Raw genomic sequence first — 19,230 nt, 5'->3', positions numbered from 1 at the left:
TATGATATGGCAATAATTTTAAGGCTTGATAGAATGATGGCAGATAGAAAAATAAGCCTAAACGAACTATCTGAAAAGGTCGGCATCGCAAATGTCAACTTATCTAAAATCAAAACAGGTAAAGTAAGTGCTATCCGCTTTTCTACACTGAATTCCATTTGCAAAGCACTGGATTGTCAGCCAGGGGATATATTAGAATATCAGAAAGACATGGAAGAATAAAATTTCTGTTTTTTATGATATTTTTCTGCTTTGTCCAGTGTGTAGTGAAATTGACGGAGTTGAAAAAGAGGAAAAAATTGATATAATAAAAAATCAGAGATCCTGCGTCCGGCGAAAACGGCCCATCGGGGGCGGAGGCTGGACTGCCACAGAAAGGAAATTCGTTATGTCGGTTGAAGAGCCAAAGCGTACCCTGGCTTATATCTGCCCCGCCTGCCGCCAGTCGGTCATTGTGGAGCGGGACCTGTTTTCCCTGGCTGCCGCCACGGCCCATATCAAATGCCCCTGCGGCAGATCGGAGCTGCGGGTGGAATTTGTGGACGACCATGTGGACCTGGAGGTGCCCTGTCTGTTCTGCGGCCGGGAACACCGGGTGAGCTGCTCCACCCACGCCTTCCTGCACCAGAAGGCCCTGGCCTTCTCCTGCGCGGCCTCCGGCCTGGACTGCTGCTACGTAGGGGAGGAGGGCCCTGTCTTTGCCGCTACGGCCCGGCTGGAGCGGGCGGCCGATAAGCTGAAGGAGGAGCAGGCGGCCGAGGAGAAAGCCGCGTTCCTGGACGAGATCGTCATGCACGAGGTGCTCTCCGAGGTGAAGGACATCGCGGCCCGGGGAGGTGTCTCCTGCGTCTGCGGCTCCAGGGAATGGAAGCTGAAGGTGAATTACAGCTCCATCGACCTCATCTGCGCCCAGTGCGGCGCCCAGATGCGCATCCCGGCCGCTACGGCGGACGACATCGACGACATCTGCTGTAAAAATACCATATTGATCCGGGGAAAGAAGTGAAACGGCATGGGACAGTTTTTTGAATATGAGATGACGGTGGACAGCCGGGATGTGGACGGCTGGGGCCGGTGCCGGCCCTCCGCCGTGCTGGGCTATCTCCAGGAGGCGGCCACCCTGGCCGCGGAGGACGGGGGCTTCGGGCGGGAGAAGACCCTGGAGTACCACGCTTTCTGGATGCTGGCCCGGATCTGGTTCCGTCTGGACCGCCCCCTGCGGTGGGAGGAGAAGGTGACGGTGCGCACCTGGCACCGGGGCAGTAAGACGGCGCTGATGTACCGCGATTTTGACCTGCTGGCGGGCGGCGTCCCAGTGGGCGAGGCGGTGTCCGCATGGGTGCTGGCTGGTGTGGAGGACCGGAAGCTGCTCCGCCTGTCCCAGATGCGGGAGCTGGAGGGGACCGAGGGCGGCGGGCTGTGCAAGCAGCTGACCCTCTCCAAGCTGCGCATGCCTGGAGAGATGGAGGAGCGGGACCGGCGGAGGATGGGGTACAGCGACACCGACATCAACGGCCATGTGAACAACACCCGCTACGCCGACTTCGTATGCGATGCCCTGCGGCTGGAGGGCCTGCCCCGCAGCCGCTTTCTGAGCGACCTCCAGATCGGATACACCGCAGAGAGCCGGGCAGGTGATGTGCTGACTCTGGAGGTGGGAGAACAGGGGGGGCAGCACTTTGTGAAGGGTGTAGACGAGGCGGGCAAAACTCACTTTGAAGCGGCCGCGAAATTTGGAGAAGAGATTCATTGACAAGCCCGCGAGGCGGGGGGTACAATAGAAAAAATATGATCCTCAAATCCCAACATCATTCCTTGCTATTGGAGAGAAAAGGAGCTGTGAACTATGGTCAACCAGGACGCTTCCCAGAAGTTTGTCAAGCAGGGGCTTACCTTTGACGACGTGCTGCTGATCCCCGCCGCCAGCGATGTGCTGCCCGCTGATGTGGATCTGCACACCAATCTGACAAAGAAAATCCGGCTGAATATCCCGCTTATCAGTTCCGCTATGGATACCGTCACCGAGTATCGCATGGCCATCGCCATCGCCCGGGAGGGCGGCATCGGCGTCATCCACAAGAACATGTCTATCAGCCAGCAGGCGGAGCAGGTGGATATGGTCAAGCGCAGCGAGAACGGCGTCATCACCAACCCCTTCTGGCTGGCTCCGGGCCACACCCTGGCGGAGGCCGACGAGCTGATGGCCAAGTACCGCATCTCCGGCGTGCCCATCTGTGACAACGGAAAGCTGATCGGCATCATCACCAACCGGGACATGAAGTTCGAGACCGACATGAACCAGCTCATCGACAACGTGATGACCAAGGAGAACCTGGTCACCGCCCCCGAGGGCATCACCTTGGAGGAGGCTAAGGAGATCCTGCGCCGCCACAAAATCGAGAAGCTGCCCCTGGTGGACAAGGATTTCCGCCTCAAGGGCCTGATCACCATCAAGGACATCGAGAAGGCGGAGGTGTACCCCAACTCCGCCCGTGACGAGAAGGGCCGCCTGCTGGTGGGTGCCGCCATCGGCGCCACCGCCGACGTGCTGGACCGGGTATCCGCTCTGGTGGAGGCCGGCGTGGATGTGCTGAACCTGGACTCTGCCCACGGGCACACCCAGAACGTGCTGGAGACCGTCAAGCGCATCAAGGCCCTCTACCCGGAGGTCCAGCTGATTGCTGGCAACGTGGCCACCGCCGAGGGCACCCGCGCTCTCATCGAGGCAGGCGCCGACTGTGTGAAAGTGGGCATCGGCCCCGGCTCCATCTGCACCACCCGCGTGGTGGCCGGCATCGGCGTGCCTCAGATCACCGCCATCTATGACGCCGCCTGCGTGGCCGCCCAGTATGGTGTGCCCATTATTGCTGACGGCGGCGTGAAGTTCTCTGGCGATATCGTAAAGGCCATCGCCGCTGGCGGCAGTGTGGTCATGATCGGCTCTCTGCTGGCGGGGTGCGAGGAGTCCCCCGGCGATACCGAGATCTATCAGGGCCGCCAGTTCAAGACCTACCGCGGCATGGGCTCCCTGGCCGCCATGAATCACGGCTCCAAGGACCGCTACTTCCAGGAGTCCAACAAGAAGCTGGTGCCCGAGGGCGTGGAGGGGCGCGTCCCCTATAAGGGCTCCACCAGCGACACCATCTATCAGCTGATGGGCGGCCTGCGGGCCGGCATGGGCTACACCGGCTGCCACAGCATCGCGGAGCTCCAGCAGAACGCCCAGTTCATGCAGATCACTGCCGCCGGCCTGCGGGAGTCCCACCCCCACGACATCTATATCACCAAGGAAGCTCCCAACTATACCATCAGTCCCGACTGATTGCAGAGCCCGGGCCGCAGCTGCGGCCCGGGCTTTTCCATTTCCATGATCCCCCCTGTCCTCCCGGAGCAGAGTGAGTCTGACCCAATGGGGAGCTATCCCTTTTTCCGTGTCAAGAAGATCCCGACGATCGCGGCGATCAGGATGATGGGGGCCGCTCTGACGAACAGCCATTCCAACCCGTGAAGGGCCACCCCGATTACAGCGGTCTCGGGATCGCTGTAATCCCAGCCTAAGTAAGGGCTGTTCAGGGCCGACAAGAAGGCGAAGATGGCCGCTGTGACCGCGCACAATGAGAGGAGGAGCCAATGCAGGATACGCCTCCTTGTGGTTTTTCTCTGCGCAAGCTGCAGGTTTATCACCTCCAGTTTTGCGGAGATGGCTTTCAGGGTATCAACGTCCGACTCCATGACAGTTTCTCCCAGCAAGGTGCTCACGGGGGTCTCAAGGGCTTCCGACAGAGAGATCAGCAGGTCAGAGTCGGGGACAGATATTCCTTGTTCCCATTTTGAGATCGTCTGCCGCACCACGTTCAGCTTGACAGCAAGCTCCTGCTGGGAAAGTCCTTTTGATGTTCGGATCGCTTTTATGTTTTCGTTGAGCATTTGGGATGGTCTCCTTCCATCTGTTCTCCGCCATAATTATATAGAGAGCGGCCCGTTGCCGCAAGCAACGTATGTTAACATTTCAGGAAAATGGCCATTTTTGTTCCATGATTTGAGGCTGGCCGCTGTTCATACGCAGAAAAAATGAGTTCGATCTCTGGATGCTTTGGAGCGTTTCATATACATGTAAATTTCCCTGCGCTTGGGAGAAAGAAGAAGGGGCGGAAGTCCATGAATAAGGAGGAGAAGAATATGGAGCGGTACACCCTGCGGGAAGGGGGGCGGGTCCTCTGCCCCACGGAGCGCCTGGAGGCGGCGCTGGAGCGGCTGGCGGCCTTTGAGGACCTGGCCTGTGGACTGGAGGAGGAGCAGCAGTCCATCTCCCGGCGTCTGGAGGAGCTGAGAGGACAGCGGAAGGAAAAGACCGTCCAGTTCCGGGAACTGCTGGCCCAAAAGCTGGTCAACAGCAGCCTGATCCAACTGCTGGAGCGGAAGGGACTGAAATGAGACCCAGCTGTCCGGCGGACGGGAGGGACAAGCGGGCCCCCGAAGAGAAATTACTTTCTCTCCGGGGGGCTTTGTGCTACAATGCGTATAGCTGAAAAACAGGCTGGAGAGGGGCGAGGACCGTGCTGAAGCTGATACTGGGCCGGGCGGGATCGGGGAAGACTACCGCCGTCTACCGCCGCATGTGCGGGGCGGGGGCGGAGCGCCCCCAGGTCCTGCTGGTGCCGGAGCAGAACTCCCACGAGGCAGAGCGGGCGCTGTGCAAGGTGGGGGGGAACGGAGTATCCCTGTATGCGGAGGTGCTCTCCTTCAGCCGCCTGGCCAACCGGGTCTTTCTGGCGGCCGGAGGGCTGGGAGAAGCGGAGCTGGACGCAGGCGGCCGCCTGCTGCTGATGCACCGGGCAGTGAAGTCGGTGGCGGCCCAGCTCACCGTGTGCGCCCGCTCAGCGGGGCGGGCCTCTTTCCTCCGCAGCCTGATCGCCACTGTAGACGAGCTGAAGAGCTGCCGGGTCTCCCCGGCAGACTTGGAGCGGGCGGGCTGTGAGGCGGAGGGACCGGAGGGAGAGAAGCTGCGGGACCTGTCCCTGATCTGCGGGGCTTACGATGCCCTCACTGCCCAGGTGGCCCTGGACCCCAGGGACCGGCTGACCCGGACGGCGGAGAAGCTGAAGGACTGCCCCTGGGCAGCGGGGAGGGACCTGTGGCTGGACGGCTTCACCGACTTTACTCCCCAGCAGATAGAGGTGCTCTCCCGCCTGCTGGAGCAGGCCCATTCCGTGACGGTCACCCTCACCTGTGACCATCTGGAGGAGGATGAGGGGGGGACCGGCATCTTCTCCCCCGCCCGCCGAACGGCCGCCCAGCTGCTGCGGGCGGCCCGGGAGCGCCGCGTCCCCAGCCAGGTGGAGCACCTGGCGGCGGAGGGAGGAGGACGGGCGGCGGATCTGGACTTCCTGGAAAAGGCCCTGTTCGCCCACGCTCCCGGCCTGGAGCGGGAGCCGGAGGGGGCAGTGGAGCTCTTTGCCGCCCGGACGCCCCGGGGAGAGGTGGAGTGGACTGCGGCCCGCATCCTGGAGCTGGTGCGGCGGGAGGGGCTCCGCTTCCGGGACATCGGGGTGGTAGCCCGGTCCTACAGGACCTATCAGGATTTGGTGGAGTCGGTGTTCGCCCGGTACGGGGTGCCGGTGTTCTCCTCCTCTATGAGTGAGATCCTGGATAAGCCCATCCTGGCTCTGGTGACCGGGGCGCTGGACACGGTGGCGGGGGGATATGTCTATGACGACGTGTTCCGCTATCTCAAGACCGGCCTCACCGACCTGGGGGAGGAGGACCGGGATCTGCTGGAGAACTATGTCTTGAAGTGGGACATCCGGGGGAGCCGGTGGACGCAGGAGAAGCCCTGGACCATGCACCCCAGGGGCTATGGCTTCCCCATGACGGAGGAGGACCAGGCCCTGTTGGAGCGGGTGGACCGGGCCCGGCGGCAGGTGGCGGCCCCGCTGGAGAGGCTGCGGAAAAATTCGGCCCGTACAGGACGGGGACAGGCTATGGCTCTCTACGGCTTTCTGGAGGAGATCGGCCTGCCACGGCGGCTGGGAGAGCGGGTGGAGGAACTGCGCCGGCGGGGGGAGCCCGCGCTGGCCGAGGAGTACCGCCAGCTCTGGGAGATCCTGTGCGGCGGGCTGGAGCAGTGTGCCGCCCTCACCGGGGAGGTGCCTATGGAGCTGGAGGAGTTCTCCAGTCTGTTCCAGCTGGTGCTCTCTCAGTATGACGTGGGCACTATCCCGGTCTCCCTGGACCGGGTGACAGCGGGGGAAACCACCCGGCAGACCGGCCACCGGGTGAAGGTGCTCTTCCTGCTGGGGGCGGACGACAGCTCCATCCCCCAGGTGGGGGCGGAGCCCGGCCTGCTCTCCGACGACGACCGCACCCTGCTGGCCTCCTACGGCCTGGAGCTGAACCAGAGTGCGGAGGAGCGCCTCTACCGGGAGATGACCACCCTGTATCAGATCTGCGCCCTGCCCAGCCGGCGTCTGATTCTCACCTGGCCCGCCCAGGGGGCGGGGGGGGAGGAGCGGCGGTCCTGCTTCCTGGTGGGGTGTCTGAAGCTGCTCTTCCCCGGCCTTGCAGAGGTGCGGGAGGAGGGACTGGGGGACTCCTTCCGCATGGCGGCCCCCCTGCCCGCCTTGGAGCTGGCGGGGCGGAGCCCGGCAGTCCGGCGGGTGATGGGGTCCCTGCCGGAGTACGCCCCCCAGGTGGAGCGGCTGGAACGGGCCGGACGCTGGGAGCGGGGCAGGCTGACCCGGGGGGCGGTGGACCGGCTGTATGGACAGCGGGTACCCATGTCCGCCTCCCGGATGGACAAGTACAAGTCCTGCCACTTCTCTTACTTCATGCGCTACGGCCTCCAGGCGGAGCCCCGGAAGCCTGCCGGATTCACTGCGCCGGAGTACGGCACCTTCGTCCACTATGTGCTGGAGCATGTGCTCCAGAGCTGCCCCATCGGGGAGGAGAGCTGGGGGGAGGAGCTGCAAAAGCGGCTGAGAGCGGCGGTACGGGCGGCGGTGGACCGCTACACGGCAGAGGAACTGGGAGGGTTGGAGCACCAGAGCCAGCGCTTCCGCTATCTGTTCCGCCGCCTGCTGCGCTCCGTCCAGGCGGTGGTGGACAACGTGGCCCAGGAGCTGTGCGCCTCCCGATTCCGGCCCATTTCCTTTGAGCTGGGCTTTGGGAGCCGGGGGGAGCTGCCTCCGGTGGAGCTGACGGCGGAGGGGGTTACCATCAGCGTCTCCGGCTTCGTGGACCGGGTGGACGGCTGGGTGGAGAACGGGCGGCTCCACCTCCGGGTGGTGGACTACAAGACCGGCCGTAAAAGCTTTGACCTGACGGAGGTGTGGAACGGCCTGGGCCTCCAGATGCTTCTGTACCTCTTCGCCCTGGAGGAGCGGGGAGAGGGGTTCTACGGACTGCCGGTAGAGGGGGCGGGGGTGCTTTACCTGCCTGCCCGGGACGCGGTGGTCCGGGGCAGCCGGACCATGAGCGAGGAGGAGCGGCAGAAGGCAGTGGACAAAGAGCTGGTCCGCCGGGGATTGGTCCTCTCCGATGGGGTGGTGCTGGAGGCTATGGAGCGGCCAGGGCCGGGGGGCTACCGCTTCCTGCCCCTGCGGGTGTCCAAAAGCACAGGGGAGATCACCGGCGAGGCCCTGGTGAGCGCCGAGCGGCTGGGGCGGCTGGAGAAGCACACCCGCAAAGTCCTGGAGGAGATCTGCCGGGAACTGGCGGCAGGCAACATCGCTGCCGATCCCTTCTGGCGGGGGCCTGAGAAGAACGCCTGCCGTTTCTGCGACTACGCCGCCGCCTGCCACTTTGAGGAGGGCAGAGGCGGGGACTGCCGGCGCTGGCTGCCGGGGGTCAAGGCCCAGGAGTTCTGGGAGAACGTAGAACGAGAGACAGACTGAGAGAGGTGCAGCAGATGGAACATCGTTTTTATAAGCTGGAGATCTTTGTGCCGGAGGACTATTTCGCAGCTGTCCGTCAGGCCCTGTGGTCGGTGGACGCCGGGCATATCGGGGAGTATGACCGGTGCCTGAGCTGGAGCCGGGTGAACAGCTGCTGGAGGCCCCTGGAGGGGGCGGACCCCTTTGAGGGCATCCCTGGGGAGCTGTCCCAGGAGCAGGAGCTGAAGATCGAGGTGTGCTGCCGGGGGGAGCGGCTGAGGGAGACCCTGGCGGCAGTGAAGGAGGCCCACCCCTATGAGGAGCCCGTGATCAACGTGCTGCCCCTGGTGGGCACAGGGCTGTGAGAGGAGGACTGTGATGGACATCAGGCTGTGCTGTGTAGAGGCGGGGGAGGGATTCCCGCTGGTGCTCCTCCACGGCAACGGGGAGGACCACACCTATTTCAAGCGGCAGATGGGACCCTTTTCCCAGCACTTCCGGGTCATCGCGGTGGACACCCGGGGCCATGGGGAGAGCCCCAGAGGGACTGCCCCCTTCACCCTGGAGCAGTTTGCGGAGGATCTGAAGGAGTTCCTGGACGGGAGGAGCATTACCCGATGCCACCTGCTAGGCTTCTCCGACGGGGGCAACATCGCTCTGCTGTTCGCCCTGAAATACCCGGAGTATGTGGAAAAGCTGATCCTCAATGGGGCGGACCTGTGCCCCTCCGGCGTGAAGCTGACCACCCAGCTGCCCATCGTGCTGGGCTGGGGAATGTGCCGGGTGCCAGCCCTGTTCAGCCGGAAGGCCAGGGCGAATTGGGAGATGCTGGACCTGATGGTGACCCAGCCCCACATCCCCACGGAGGCGCTTGCCCGGCTCCCTATGCCCGCCTTGGTGGTGGCAGGGGAGCGGGACATGATCCGGGAGGGCCATACCCGGGCCATCGCCGCCGCCATCCCGGACAGCCGGCTGGCCATCCTGCCCGGGGACCACTTCGTGGCTCGGCGGAACTGGCAGACCTTCAATCCCCTCGTGCTGGATTTCCTGCTGGACGGCGCACAGATCCCGTAGGAATTGGAAAGGAAAGACAGAGATGGATGATTGGTTCACGCTGGAGCGGATCGATGAGGATACGGACATCCTCAGTGAGTACCGCCACTGGGAGGAGACTCACTGCTACCTGCTGCGGGGAAGGGAGCGCAGCCTGCTCATCGATACCGGGCTGGGGATCTGCGACATCCGGCAGGCGGTGGACCGTCTGACGGATCGGCCGGTGGCGGCGGTAGCCACCCACATCCACTGGGACCACATCGGGGGCCACCGGTACTTTCCGGAGTTTTACGCCCACGAGGCAGAGCTGAATTGGCTGTCGGGCGGGTTCCCGCTGTCCGTGGAGGCCGTCCGGGCCATGGTGGCGGACCGCTGTTGCCTGCCGGAAGACTTTGATGTGAGCCGGTACACCCTGTTCCAGGGGCATCCCGCCCGCGTGCTGCGGGACGGAGACCGCATCGAGCTGGGCGGGCGGACCTTGGAGGTGCTCCACACGCCGGGCCACTCTCCTGGCCACATGTGTTTTTGGGAGGCGGAGCGGGGCTATCTTTTTTCCGGAGATCTAGTCTATCGAGGCACCCTGTTCGCCTGCTACCCCTCTACCAACCCGGAGGAATACCTGAGTTCCCTGGAGCGGACCGCCTGCCTGCCGATGGAGCGCCTGCTCCCTGCCCACCACGCCCTGGACATCGGGCCGGAGCTCCTGGGCCGTGTGCGGGACGCTTTCCGCGGGCTGAAAGAGCAGGGAAAGCTCCGCCACGGCGGCGGCACCTTTGATTACGGGGAATGGGCGGTCCGGCTGTGACAGGAAAACCGGAAAAGCAGAACGACGAAAAAAGAAGGAATGGACCATGCAGCAGAACAAAAATATTTTGATCATCAACGACATGCCGGGATATGGAAAGGTCGCTTTGGCCGCCATGCTGCCGATTTTGTCCCACATGGGGCATAATATCTACAACCTCCCCACCGCCTTGGTGTCCAACACCCTGGATTATGGGAAGTTCACCATCTTGGATACCACCGACTATATGAAAAAGTCCATTGCCGTGTGGAAGGAGCTGGGCTTCTCCTTTGACTGCATCACCACGGGCTTTCTGGCCTCGGCGGAGCAGGTGGACATTATCCGCGCCTTCATCGAGAGCCAGAGGAAGGAGGACCTGTTGGTGATGACCGACCCCATCATGGGGGATGAAGGGAAGCTCTATAACGGCGTCACCGAGGAGACGGTGGAGAACATGCGCCGCCTCATCGGGGTGGCGGACGTGATCGTCCCCAATTTGACGGAGGCGGAGTTCCTGACAGAGCGGTACCGGGGGGCGGAGGCCCTCGACCGGCATCAGGCCCGGGAGGTGGTGGACGCCCTGCTGGCCTGCGGGCCCAGATCGGTGGTCATCACCAGCGGGCTGGAGGCGGAGACCGGCCGCCACGTGGTGTGGGGCTACTGTCACCGGCAGGGGCGGTACTTCACCCTGCCCTTCGACTTCATCCAGGTCCACTTTCCCGGCACTGGCGACGTGTTCTCTGCCGTCCTAATAGGAGAGCTGCTGGCCGGGACCGGCCTGGAGCAGGCGGCCCGGAAGGCCATGGATACGGTGGAGCGCCTGGTCTGTCTGGACCGCAACGAGGTGGAGAAGAACAAGGGTATCCGCATCGAGCGGTTTTTGAAGGAATTGGATCTCTGAGCCTCCAGAGGGCGGAAGAAAGGAAGAAAAGGGATATGTGGGCAGTTTTTGCGCTCCTGTCTGCGGTGTTCGCTGCGCTGACCGGGATATTGGCCAAGCTGGGGATGGAGGGCATCAACTCCAACCTGGCCACCGCCATCCGCACCGTGGTGGTGCTGGTGATGGCCTGGGCTATTGTGTTCCTGACAGGGAAGCAGCATGAGATCGGGGATATTTCCACCCGGAGCTGGGTGTTCCTCCTCCTGTCCGGCCTGGCCACCGGCCTGTCCTGGCTGTGCTATTTCCACGCCCTTCAGATCGGCCAGGCCAGCCGGGTCATCCCCATCGACAAGTTCAGCGTGGTCATCTCCATGGTGCTGGCCTTTGTGGTGCTGAGGGAGGCGGTGACCGTCCAGACCGTTATAGGCGGCCTGCTCATCACGGCAGGGACGCTGGTGTTGATCCTGTGAATGGAGCGGACAGAGAGAGGAGGACGTGCAGATGGCCTTTGCCTTGACAGAGGAACAGAGCAGAGCAGTCCATGACCGGGGGGGCGGACTGCTGGTGTCGGCTGCGGCCGGCTCGGGCAAGACCCGGGTGCTGGTGGAGCGGCTGCTGGACCAGGTGACCGGGGAGGGAGCGGATATCGACGACTTCTTGGTCATTACATATACCCGGGCGGCTGCGGCAGAGCTGCGGGCCCGGATTGCTCAGGAGCTGTCCGATCGGCTGGCGGAGCGGCCCAACGACCGGCACCTGCGGCGGCAGACCACGTTGGTCTACAAGGCCCAGATCTCCACGGTGCACGCCTTCTGTGCCGCTCTGCTGCGGGAGAGCGGCCACCAGATCGGGTTGGACCCGGACTTTCGGCTGTGCGACGAGGGGGAGGGCGCGGTCCTGATGGCCCGGGTGCTGGGGGAGACCCTGGACCGCCAGTACGAGGATCTGGACTCGGAGGGGGACTTTGCCGCCCTGGTGGACACCATGGCCGCCGGGCGGGACGACAGCCGCCTGGAGCAGATCGTGCTGGACGTGTTCGGCCGCATCCAGAGCCACCCGGACCCGGCGGGCTGGCTGGCAGACCAGAGCCGCCTGTGGGAGCTGGATGGGGTCACCGACGCGGGGGACACCCCCTGGGGGGCGCTGCTGCTGGCCGACGCCAGGCGGCAGGGGGAGCGCTGCCTGGAGCTGCTGCTCCGGGCGCTGGAACTCACCGGCCGGGACAGCGTGCTCAGCCAGAATTACGGCCCCAGTCTCTCCCAGTCCATCCAGGGGGTGCGGGCCCTGCTGGCGGCGGACAGCTGGGACGGCGTGTACCGGGCCCTGCCAGTGGAGTTCCCAGCGGCGGGGCGGAAAAAGGGCGTGGAGGACCTGGAGGCGGCGGAGCGGGTGAAGGGACTGCGCACCCGCTGCAAGAAGCAGATGGACAAGCTCTTTGAGGACCTGGGCGGGGACAGCGGGCAGCTGCTGGCCGATCTGGCCCTGGCCCGGCCCGCGGTGCGGGGCCTGATGGAGCTGACGGCCCGCTTTCAGGAGGACTACGCCCGGGAGAAGGCGCGCCGGGGCATACTGGACTTTTCCGACCTGGAACATCTGGCCCTGCGGCTGCTCACCCAGGACGGGGACGGAGGGCCCGGCCCGCTGGCCCGGTACTGGAGCGGCCGGTTCGCCGAGGTGATGGTGGACGAGTATCAGGACACCAACCAGGTGCAGAACGCCATCTTCACTGCCGTGTCCGATGGGGGGCGGAAGCTGTTTATGGTGGGAGACGTGAAGCAGTCCATCTACCGCTTCCGGCTGGCCGACCCCACCATCTTCCTGGACAAGTACCGCCGTTTCAAACCTTGGGACCAGGCGGCGGAGGGGGAGGAGCGGACAGTGGTGCTCACCCGCAACTTCCGTTCCCGGCCGGAGGTCCTGGAGGGGACCAACGACCTCTTTCGAAATATTATGTCAACTGAATTCGGGGAGCTGGACTACACCCAGGACCAGGCGCTGGCGCCGGGGGCCGCTTTCCCGCCGGAGGGAGACTGGCGGGTGGAGCTGGACCTGGAGGACCTGTCCTTCCTGGGGGACCAGGAGGAAGGGGAGCGGGCGGACAAAAATCTGCTGGAGGCCCGCTGGGCGGCCCGCCGTATCCGGGAGCTGCTGGACGGGGAGCTGATGCTGACGGAGGGGAGCGGGCAGCGGCGGGCGGAGCCCTCTGACGTGCTCCTTCTCCTGCGCTCCCCGGGGGCGGTGCTCCACCACTATATCCGGGCCCTCAACGAGGCGGGGCTGCCCTGGTCCGCCGAGGGCGGGGAGGACTTCTTTGCCTCCACCGAGATCAATGTGGCCCTGTCCCTTCTCCAGATCGTGGACAATCCCCGCCAGGATGTGGCGCTGATCGCGGCCCTGCGTTCCCCGGTGTACGGCTTTTCAGGAGATCAGCTGGCTCTGCTCCGGGCGGAGGGGGAGGGGGACTTCTATTCCGCTGTGGTCCAGGCCGCCGGCCGGGGGGACCAGGCGTGCCGGGATTTCCTGACGGAGCTGGAGGAGCTGCGCTTCGGGGCAGGGGACCGCACCTGCCGCCAGCTGATCTGGCACATCTATGAACGGACCAACCTGCTGGGCCTGTTCGGGGCCATGGACGGGGGGCAGGAGCGGCAGGGTCGCCTGCTCACCCTCTATGCCCTGGCGGGGCGTCTGGAGGAGGCGGGGTGCCGGTCTCTCTTCCAGTTCCTGCTGCGCCTGGAGCGGATGCGCCAGACCGGGGGACTGTCCCTGTCCGCCCCAGGCCGGGAGGGGGGCGGTGTGACCATCATGTCCATCCACCGCTCCAAGGGGTTGGAGAAACCGGTGGTGCTGCTGTGCGGCCTGTCCCGGCGGCTGAACCGGGACGACCTCCAGCGGCCTGTCCTCTTCCATCCGGTGCTGGGGGTGGGCCCCCGGGGCCTGGACCGGGAGCGGATGGTGGAGTATCCCACCCTGGCCCGCAAGGCGGTGGCCCGGAAGCTGGAGCGGGAGATGATGGCGGAGGAGCTGCGTCTGCTCTATGTGGCCATGACCCGGGCCAAAGAGAAGCTGATCCTCTCCATCCCGCTGCGGCGGGGAGCGGAGGAGCTGGAAAAGCTGGGGGAGGACCTGTCTGTTCCACCCTCCCCCATGGCGTTGGAGCACCAGCAGAGCGTGGGCGGCTGGGTGCTGCTTCACGCCCTGGCCCGGCCCGAGGCGTCCGCCCTGCGGAGCATGGCGGGGCTGCCGGAGGTGTCCCCGGGGACTCTGGGGCCCGCCTGGGATATTCGATGGGTAGATGGGGCGGCACTGGCCCAGATTCCGGAGCAGAGGGGCCGCTTCGCGGATCTGCCCGGAGAGTCGGAGACGGAACCGGAGGGGCTGAGAGAGGCGCTGGCCTGGCACTATCCGTTCTCCCTTTCCTCCCAGACCCCCTCCAAGCTCACCGCCACCCAGCTCAAGGGGCGGAGCCTGGACCAGGAGACCCGGGAGGAGGCCGCCCTGGCGGCCCTTCCGCCCCAGCCGCTCTCCATCCTGCGGCCCCAGTTCGTGGCGGAGGAGCGGGGACTCACCCCGGCCCAGCGGGGCACAGCCCTGCACCTGGCCATGCAGTATCTCCCCCTGGACACGGACACCCCGGAGCGGGCAGCGGCGGAGCTGGAGCGCCTGGTGTCCGGCGGCTTCCTCACCCCCCAGCAGGGGGCGGCGGCCGATCCGGGACAGCTGTCCGCGTTCTTTAACTCGCCCCTGGGCAGGGAGATGGCGTCGGCCCCCGTGTGCCGCCGGGAATTCAAATTTTCCGTGCTGCTGCCGGCGGAGGAGTTCTGCCCCGGCCTGGAGCCGGGGGAGGAGGTGCTGCTCCAGGGCGTAGTGGACGCCTGGTTCGAGACTCTGGAGGGCATCACGGTGGTGGACTTCAAGAGCGACCGGGTCTCCCGGTCCGGGGCGGCGGCCCGGGGAGAGGAGTACCGCCCTCAGCTGGAGGCGTACAGCCGGGCCCTGGAGGAGATCACCGGAAAACAGGTGGTCCGAAAGGCGCTCTGGTTCTTCGAACTGGGGGAGCTGATCCTTCTGTGAAAGGGCGACAAAAGGGCCGAGAAAAAAGTCAGGATAATTTTTTGAAAAAATAGTTGCTTTTGCGGGAGATCCATGCTATTATATCAGTTGCGTTTACAGATGATCCCTCCATGGAGAAAGAGGTGAAGATACAATGAAAGCAGGCATCCATCCCGATTATCAGCAGACCACCATCCGGTGCGCTTGCGGCAATGTGATCGAGACTGGCTCCACCAAGAAGGATATCCGCGTGGAAGTGTGTTCCAAGTGTCACCCCTTCTACACCGGTAAGCAGAAGATGGTGGACACCGGTGGTCGTGTCAGCCGCTTCAACAAGAAGTTCGGCCTGGACAAGTGAGATTGCGCCTCAAAAGCCGCACCGTGGATCGGTGCGGCTTTTTGTCGTATTTTGCTGTCGGCCCGGAGTATCCTCGCCCCAGGGAGGGGCATAAACTAACAGATGAGATCAAAAATGAGTTAGGAGGCTGTATCATGAAGAAGATCGACGTGAAGAGCTTGCAGGACAACGTATTTTCCCTCATCGGGGACCGGTGGATGCTCATCACCGCCGGCACGGCGGAGCGGTGCAACACCATGACCGCCAGCTGGGGCGGACTGGGCGTGCTGTGGGGTGCCCCGGCGGCCACCATTTACCTGCGGCCCCAGCGGTACACCAAGGAGTTCGTGGACCGGGAGGAGTATTTCACCCTGGCCTTTTTCGGGGAGGAGCAGCGCAAGGCCCTCACCCTGTGCGGCAGCAAGAGCGGCCGGGAGGTGGACAAGGTGAAGGAGTGCGGCTTCACCGTGGCCCAGGCCGAGTGCGGGGCCCCCTATTTTGAGGAGGCGGAGCTGGTGCTGGTCTGCCGCAAGCGCTATGCCCAGGAGATGGACCCCCAGGCCATCCCCCAGGATGCCAAGGACAGATTTTATCCTGAGAAGGACTACCATACCATGTATATCGGAGAGGTCGTGGAGGCGCTGAGGAAATAAGGGCCTCAGCGCCCGGACCGCCTCCTGACAGACGGGGAAAATCCCATTTTGGAGGATCTATGACAGAAAACAACACGGAAAAGAAAAACAGGGCGGTGCTGGTGGGCCTGTCCTCCCGCGCCCTGGCCCCGGAGGAGAACGCCGACGAGGCATCCATGGAGGAGCTCTCTGCCCTGCTGGAGACAGCGGGGGGAGAGTGCGTGGGCGTGGTGACCCAGTCCAAGGACAGCCCGGACCCCCGTACCTTCATCGGGGAGGGCAAGGTGGCTGAGGTGAAGGAACTGGCCCATGCCATGGACGCGGACATGGTGATCTTTGACAACGGCCTGTCTCCCTCCCAGCAGAGGGTCTTGTCAGAGGACCTGGGGGTGTCGGTGCTGGACCGCTCCGCCCTGATCCTGGACATCTTCGCCCAGCGGGCCCGCACCCGGGAGGGCCGGCTCCAGGTGGAGCTGGCCCAGTATAAGTATCTGCTCCCCCGCCTGATGGGCATGTGGACCCATCTGGAGCGGCAGGAGGGCGCCATCGGCACCCGCGGCCCCGGCGAGACCCAGCTGGAGAGCGACCGGCGGCACATCCGCCGCAAGATCTCCAAGCTGGAGGAGGAGCTGAAGGATGTGCGCCGGGTGCGGGCCACCCAGCGGGAGCGGCGCATCAAGAACGAGGTGCCGGTGGTGGCCATTGTGGGCTATACCAATGCGGGCAAATCCACCCTGCTCAACCGGCTCACCGGGGCGGCCATCCCGGCCAATGACCGGCTGTTCGACACCCTGGACACCACCACCCGCACCCTGGAGATCTCCGACACCTGCACGGTGCTCATCTCCGACACGGTGGGCTTTATCCGCAAGCTGCCCCACCATCTGGTGGAGGCCTTCAAGGCCACCCTGGAGGAGCTGGAGTACGCCGACCTGCTGCTCCATGTGATCGATGCCTCCAACCCGGAGTGGCGGGACCAGACGGCGGTGGTGGAGGACCTGATCCGGGAGCTGGGGGCCGAACAGACCCCCCGCCTGGATGTTTTCAACAAATGCGACCGGTATCTGGGGGACATCCGGCCCCACGGGGAGGACATCGTCTCCATCTCCGCCAGGACCGGCGAGGGGGTGCCCGAACTGCTGGCCGCCATCGGCAGGCGGCTGGACAACGGCGCCCGCCGGGTGATCATCCATCTGCCCTACGACCAGGGCGGGCTGCTGGACAAGCTCTACCAGCAGGCCAAGGTGGAGTCGGTGGAGTACGGCGAGACCATCGATGTGGCGGCGGTCTGCACCCCCAAGGTGATCGGTCAGCTGGGCCCGCTGGTGGAGGGCTGGAGGCCCCGTCGGGAGCCCTGGGAAGACTGAAAGCCCCATCTCAGAAAAGAAAGGGAAAGGACCATGGACGTGATGCTCAGACCCTGGCGCCCGGAGGACGCCCCCTCTATCGCCCGGCATGCCGATGACCCCCAGGTGGCCGCCAACCTGAGGGATGTGTTCCCCTGCCCCTACCAACTGTCAGACGCGGAGGAGTTCATCCGCCTGTGCAGGGCGGCGGAGCCGGAGCAGGCCATATTCCGGGCCATAGTGGTGGATGGACAGGCCGTGGGCAGCGTGGCCCTCACCCGGGGCACGGATGTCTGCCGCCGGTCGGCCGAGCTGGGCTACTGGCTGGGCCGGGCCCTCTGGGGCCGGGGCATCATGACCAAGGCGGTGGAGGAGATGTGCCGGACGGGCTTTGAGGCGTGGGACATCGTGCGCATCTACGCGGAGCCCTTCGCCCACAACGCCGGCTCCCGCCGAGTGCTGGAGAAGGCGGGCTTCGCTCTGGAGGGCGTCATGCGCAGCGGCATATGGAAAAACGGCCGGCTGCGGGACTACTGCATGTACGCCCTGCTGCGGCCGGAGACCCCGTAGGACTGCCACAGGCGGCGGAGGGCGCCGGCGTCCTGCTCCAGGCTGTCCCCCAGCCGCTGGAGGAGGTTTTCGGAGATTTCCCGGGAAACCTGCTCCGGGCGGCAGGAGAGGCCGTCCATATAGTCCAGCAGAAGGGAGAGCAGCAGCGTGTCCTCTGTGATGCGGGTGACCGTGTCGTTCAGATGGTCCAGCAGTTCGAGCTCGTTCATCATTTATGCACCTCACAATATATCGCTGAAAGCGATTATAATGGAGTTGAGGAGAAAAGTCAATCGCTTAAAGCTATATATTTTCATAGACATAGCTATGAGCTATAATAGCTTACGGTGATGGATTTTGAAGGACTATAAAGAAGTGATTCGAGAAAAGAGAATAGAGTTGGGATTGAGTCAATATAAGTTGGCGAAATCTGTGGGGATTGCGCAATCTTTTATGAATGAGATTGAAAGTGGGCGAAAGACCCCATCTCTGGATGTTTTCTTTCGGATCTGCAAGGAATTGCAGATCAAAGTCTTTCCTGACGAGCCCTAAGGGGCGCCGCGGCCCCGGTCCCTGCGCAGGGACGCACACTGTGCGCCCGCCGTCCGTGAGGATGCGGCCCGATGCGGGCATCGGGCCCTGCTGGGTGCGTGCTTCTCCCTGTCTTTGTGTAGGGGGTGGGGCTTGCCCCCGCCCGCCGGTCCCAGGTCTGCGATGTGCCGCAGGAGTGATTTCCAGACCTGCCCGGGCTATTGAATCGCTCTGGCGGAAGAACGCCCCCTCATCCGTCACGGCTTCGCCGTGCCACCTTCCCCCCCGGAGGAGGGGAAGGCTTTTCGGGCGGCTGGAGGCCGCCCCTACATGATATTTTCGGCCTTTGCGCAGGGGCGCGCAATGCGCGCCCGCCGGTTTCCCACCAGCCGCCCCTATTGTGCCAATCTAGGCGCGCCCCGCGAGTATTCCCCAAAACGTGCAAAGGCAGGTGACCCCATGACAGAGTATTACATCCCCACCCAGGCCGGTGAGGCGGAGCTGGTCGAGAAGCGCTCCCGCTTCATCGGCCATGTCTGGCGTGTGGAGAGCGAGGAGGAGGCCCGTGCCCGCATCGAGGAGATGAAAAAGCGGTACTACGACGCCCGGCACAACTGCTGGTGCTACCTGCTGCGGGAGGGGCCGGTGCGCTACTCGGACGACGGGGAGCCCCAGGGGACGGCGGGCCAGCCCATGCTCAACGTGTTCCAGCGGGAGGAGGTCACCAACGTCTGCTGTGTGGTCACCCGGTATTTTGGGGGCATCCTTCTGGGGGCGGGGGGGCTGGTCCGGGCTTATACTCAAAGCGCCAAGGACGCCCTGGACGCCGCCGGCATCTCGGTGGTGCGCCGCTGGGTGGAGACGCTGGTGCCCTGTCCATACAGCCTTTTGGAGCGCCTGAAGTCGGAGACCGCCGCCTGGGGCGGCGTGATCCCGGAGACGGAGTACGGGGCTGATGTGACCCTCACTGTCTTGCTGCCGGAGGAGAAGGCGGAGGCATATCTGGCACACATCCTGGACATGACCGCCGGGACGGTGGAGGGCATCGCCACCGGGGAGCGGTTCCAGGACGTGCCTTGGCGGCCCGCCGGAGGGGCCGGCGGACCCGGATAAAAAAATTTTTGAAAAATTTTGATTTTTTAGAAGGAAAATGGGGAGTGGCCTCGTATAAGATAAAGTGTACGGAACTGTACGACC

General features: G+C 64.2%; 20 protein-coding genes. 18 read left to right on the top strand and 2 right to left on the bottom strand.

Annotation, left to right across the window (positions count from 1 at the left end; all coding sequences use genetic code 11):
• Positions 1-6 precede the first annotated feature (6 nt).
• From L9O85_RS10875 to guaB, 4 genes are all read left to right on the top strand, one after another.
• Complete coding sequence (locus L9O85_RS10875) at positions 7-222, top strand: helix-turn-helix domain-containing protein (RefSeq protein WP_050623758.1); 216 nt, start codon at positions 7-9, stop codon at positions 220-222.
• 166 nt (positions 223-388) lie between these two features.
• A complete protein-coding gene (locus L9O85_RS10870; protein WP_301578594.1) occupies positions 389-1,006 on the top strand; it encodes a hypothetical protein in 618 nt (205 codons plus the stop codon).
• A 6-nt stretch (positions 1,007-1,012) separates the two neighbouring features.
• Positions 1,013-1,753, top strand: coding sequence for an acyl-[acyl-carrier-protein] thioesterase (locus L9O85_RS10865; protein WP_050623760.1), 741 nt, complete (start codon positions 1,013-1,015; stop codon positions 1,751-1,753).
• A gap of 93 nt (positions 1,754-1,846) precedes the next feature.
• Positions 1,847-3,322 (top strand): IMP dehydrogenase, encoded by a 1,476-nt coding sequence (guaB, locus tag L9O85_RS10860; protein WP_050623761.1) that lies wholly within the window; start codon positions 1,847-1,849, stop codon positions 3,320-3,322.
• A gap of 95 nt (positions 3,323-3,417) precedes the next feature.
• Here guaB and L9O85_RS10855 read toward each other — a convergent pair whose 3' ends face one another.
• A complete protein-coding gene (locus L9O85_RS10855; protein WP_301578593.1) occupies positions 3,418-3,927 on the bottom strand; it encodes a helix-turn-helix domain-containing protein in 510 nt (169 codons plus the stop codon).
• A gap of 231 nt (positions 3,928-4,158) precedes the next feature.
• On the opposite strand from L9O85_RS10855, the gene L9O85_RS10850 reads away from it, so the two are divergent.
• The 12 genes from L9O85_RS10850 (at position 4,159) to L9O85_RS10795 (ending at position 17,523) form a co-directional block, all read left to right on the top strand.
• Positions 4,159-4,434 (top strand): hypothetical protein, encoded by a 276-nt coding sequence (locus L9O85_RS10850; protein ID WP_050623763.1) that lies wholly within the window; start codon positions 4,159-4,161, stop codon positions 4,432-4,434.
• A 122-nt stretch (positions 4,435-4,556) separates the two neighbouring features.
• Positions 4,557-7,892 (top strand): PD-(D/E)XK nuclease family protein, encoded by a 3,336-nt coding sequence (locus tag L9O85_RS10845; RefSeq protein ID WP_301578592.1) that lies wholly within the window; start codon positions 4,557-4,559, stop codon positions 7,890-7,892.
• Positions 7,893-7,906: 14 nt separating this feature from the next.
• A complete protein-coding gene (locus L9O85_RS10840; protein ID WP_050623765.1) occupies positions 7,907-8,236 on the top strand; it encodes a cytochrome c biogenesis protein in 330 nt (109 codons plus the stop codon).
• Between the two features lie 13 nt (positions 8,237-8,249).
• A complete protein-coding gene (locus tag L9O85_RS10835; RefSeq protein ID WP_050623766.1) occupies positions 8,250-8,945 on the top strand; it encodes an alpha/beta fold hydrolase in 696 nt (231 codons plus the stop codon).
• A 22-nt stretch (positions 8,946-8,967) separates the two neighbouring features.
• A complete protein-coding gene (locus L9O85_RS10830) occupies positions 8,968-9,729 on the top strand; it encodes an MBL fold metallo-hydrolase (protein ID WP_301578591.1) in 762 nt (253 codons plus the stop codon).
• 46 nt (positions 9,730-9,775) lie between these two features.
• A complete protein-coding gene (locus L9O85_RS10825; RefSeq protein ID WP_276852561.1) occupies positions 9,776-10,609 on the top strand; it encodes a pyridoxamine kinase in 834 nt (277 codons plus the stop codon).
• A gap of 35 nt (positions 10,610-10,644) precedes the next feature.
• Positions 10,645-11,058 (top strand): EamA family transporter, encoded by a 414-nt coding sequence (locus L9O85_RS10820; protein WP_050623769.1) that lies wholly within the window; start codon positions 10,645-10,647, stop codon positions 11,056-11,058.
• Between the two features lie 31 nt (positions 11,059-11,089).
• On the top strand, positions 11,090-14,659 hold the full coding sequence (addA, locus tag L9O85_RS10815) for a helicase-exonuclease AddAB subunit AddA (RefSeq protein WP_301578590.1): 3,570 nt from the start codon (positions 11,090-11,092) through the stop codon (positions 14,657-14,659).
• Between the two features lie 133 nt (positions 14,660-14,792).
• A complete protein-coding gene (gene rpmE, locus L9O85_RS10810) occupies positions 14,793-14,996 on the top strand; it encodes a 50S ribosomal protein L31 (protein ID WP_050623772.1) in 204 nt (67 codons plus the stop codon).
• Between the two features lie 134 nt (positions 14,997-15,130).
• Positions 15,131-15,628: a flavin reductase family protein gene (locus tag L9O85_RS10805; RefSeq protein ID WP_108980767.1), complete on the top strand. Its 498-nt coding sequence runs from the start codon at positions 15,131-15,133 to the stop codon at positions 15,626-15,628.
• A 59-nt stretch (positions 15,629-15,687) separates the two neighbouring features.
• Entirely contained in the window at positions 15,688-16,974 is a 1,287-nt protein-coding gene (gene hflX, locus L9O85_RS10800) for a GTPase HflX (protein ID WP_277102501.1), read from the top strand.
• Positions 16,975-17,016: 42 nt separating this feature from the next.
• Positions 17,017-17,523, top strand: coding sequence for a GNAT family N-acetyltransferase (locus L9O85_RS10795; protein ID WP_301578589.1), 507 nt, complete (start codon positions 17,017-17,019; stop codon positions 17,521-17,523).
• Here L9O85_RS10795 and L9O85_RS10790 read toward each other — a convergent pair.
• Positions 17,484-17,735, bottom strand: a complete 252-nt coding sequence (locus tag L9O85_RS10790; RefSeq protein ID WP_301578588.1) for a hypothetical protein — start codon at positions 17,733-17,735, stop codon at positions 17,484-17,486. The genes L9O85_RS10795 and L9O85_RS10790 overlap by 40 nt on opposite strands.
• 142 nt (positions 17,736-17,877) lie before the next feature.
• Between L9O85_RS10790 and L9O85_RS10785 the strand changes: the two genes are divergently transcribed.
• Positions 17,878-18,054, top strand: coding sequence for a helix-turn-helix transcriptional regulator (locus L9O85_RS10785; protein ID WP_256182686.1), 177 nt, complete (start codon positions 17,878-17,880; stop codon positions 18,052-18,054).
• Between the two features lie 438 nt (positions 18,055-18,492).
• The gene (locus L9O85_RS10780; RefSeq protein WP_301578587.1) at positions 18,493-19,146 is read left to right on the top strand and encodes a YigZ family protein; all 654 of its coding nucleotides are present in this window, start codon (positions 18,493-18,495) and stop codon (positions 19,144-19,146) included.
• The last annotated feature ends 84 nt before the right edge of the window (positions 19,147-19,230 follow it).

Source organism: Lawsonibacter asaccharolyticus (assembly GCF_022453915.1).
GTDB lineage: Bacteria > Bacillota > Clostridia > Oscillospirales > Oscillospiraceae > Lawsonibacter > Lawsonibacter asaccharolyticus.
The sequence above is the reverse complement of the archived record's forward strand: the minus strand, read 5'-3'. Positions and strand labels throughout refer to the sequence as shown.

Excerpts from the sequence above, each read along its gene's own strand:
- L9O85_RS10875 (WP_050623758.1), top strand. The coding sequence starts at position 7 with ATGGCAATAATTTTAAGGCTTGATAGAATGATGGCAGATAGAAAAATA.
- L9O85_RS10780 (WP_301578587.1), top strand. The coding sequence starts at position 18,493 with ATGACAGAGTATTACATCCCCACCCAGGCCGGTGAGGCGGAGCTGGTC.
- L9O85_RS10825 (WP_276852561.1), top strand. The coding sequence starts at position 9,776 with ATGCAGCAGAACAAAAATATTTTGATCATCAACGACATGCCGGGATAT.
- L9O85_RS10835 (WP_050623766.1), top strand. The coding sequence starts at position 8,250 with ATGGACATCAGGCTGTGCTGTGTAGAGGCGGGGGAGGGATTCCCGCTG.
- L9O85_RS10830 (WP_301578591.1), top strand. The coding sequence starts at position 8,968 with ATGGATGATTGGTTCACGCTGGAGCGGATCGATGAGGATACGGACATC.
- L9O85_RS10795 (WP_301578589.1), top strand. The coding sequence starts at position 17,017 with ATGCTCAGACCCTGGCGCCCGGAGGACGCCCCCTCTATCGCCCGGCAT.
- guaB (WP_050623761.1), top strand. The coding sequence starts at position 1,847 with ATGGTCAACCAGGACGCTTCCCAGAAGTTTGTCAAGCAGGGGCTTACC.
- L9O85_RS10840 (WP_050623765.1), top strand. The coding sequence starts at position 7,907 with ATGGAACATCGTTTTTATAAGCTGGAGATCTTTGTGCCGGAGGACTAT.
- hflX (WP_277102501.1), top strand. The coding sequence starts at position 15,688 with ATGACAGAAAACAACACGGAAAAGAAAAACAGGGCGGTGCTGGTGGGC.
- addA (WP_301578590.1), top strand. The coding sequence starts at position 11,090 with ATGGCCTTTGCCTTGACAGAGGAACAGAGCAGAGCAGTCCATGACCGG.
- rpmE (WP_050623772.1), top strand. The coding sequence starts at position 14,793 with ATGAAAGCAGGCATCCATCCCGATTATCAGCAGACCACCATCCGGTGC.
- L9O85_RS10790 (WP_301578588.1), bottom strand. The coding sequence starts at position 17,735 with ATGATGAACGAGCTCGAACTGCTGGACCATCTGAACGACACGGTCACC.
- L9O85_RS10870 (WP_301578594.1), top strand. The coding sequence starts at position 389 with ATGTCGGTTGAAGAGCCAAAGCGTACCCTGGCTTATATCTGCCCCGCC.
- L9O85_RS10805 (WP_108980767.1), top strand. The coding sequence starts at position 15,131 with ATGAAGAAGATCGACGTGAAGAGCTTGCAGGACAACGTATTTTCCCTC.
- L9O85_RS10850 (WP_050623763.1), top strand. The coding sequence starts at position 4,159 with ATGAATAAGGAGGAGAAGAATATGGAGCGGTACACCCTGCGGGAAGGG.
- L9O85_RS10855 (WP_301578593.1), bottom strand. The coding sequence starts at position 3,927 with ATGCTCAACGAAAACATAAAAGCGATCCGAACATCAAAAGGACTTTCC.
- L9O85_RS10820 (WP_050623769.1), top strand. The coding sequence starts at position 10,645 with ATGTGGGCAGTTTTTGCGCTCCTGTCTGCGGTGTTCGCTGCGCTGACC.
- L9O85_RS10865 (WP_050623760.1), top strand. The coding sequence starts at position 1,013 with ATGGGACAGTTTTTTGAATATGAGATGACGGTGGACAGCCGGGATGTG.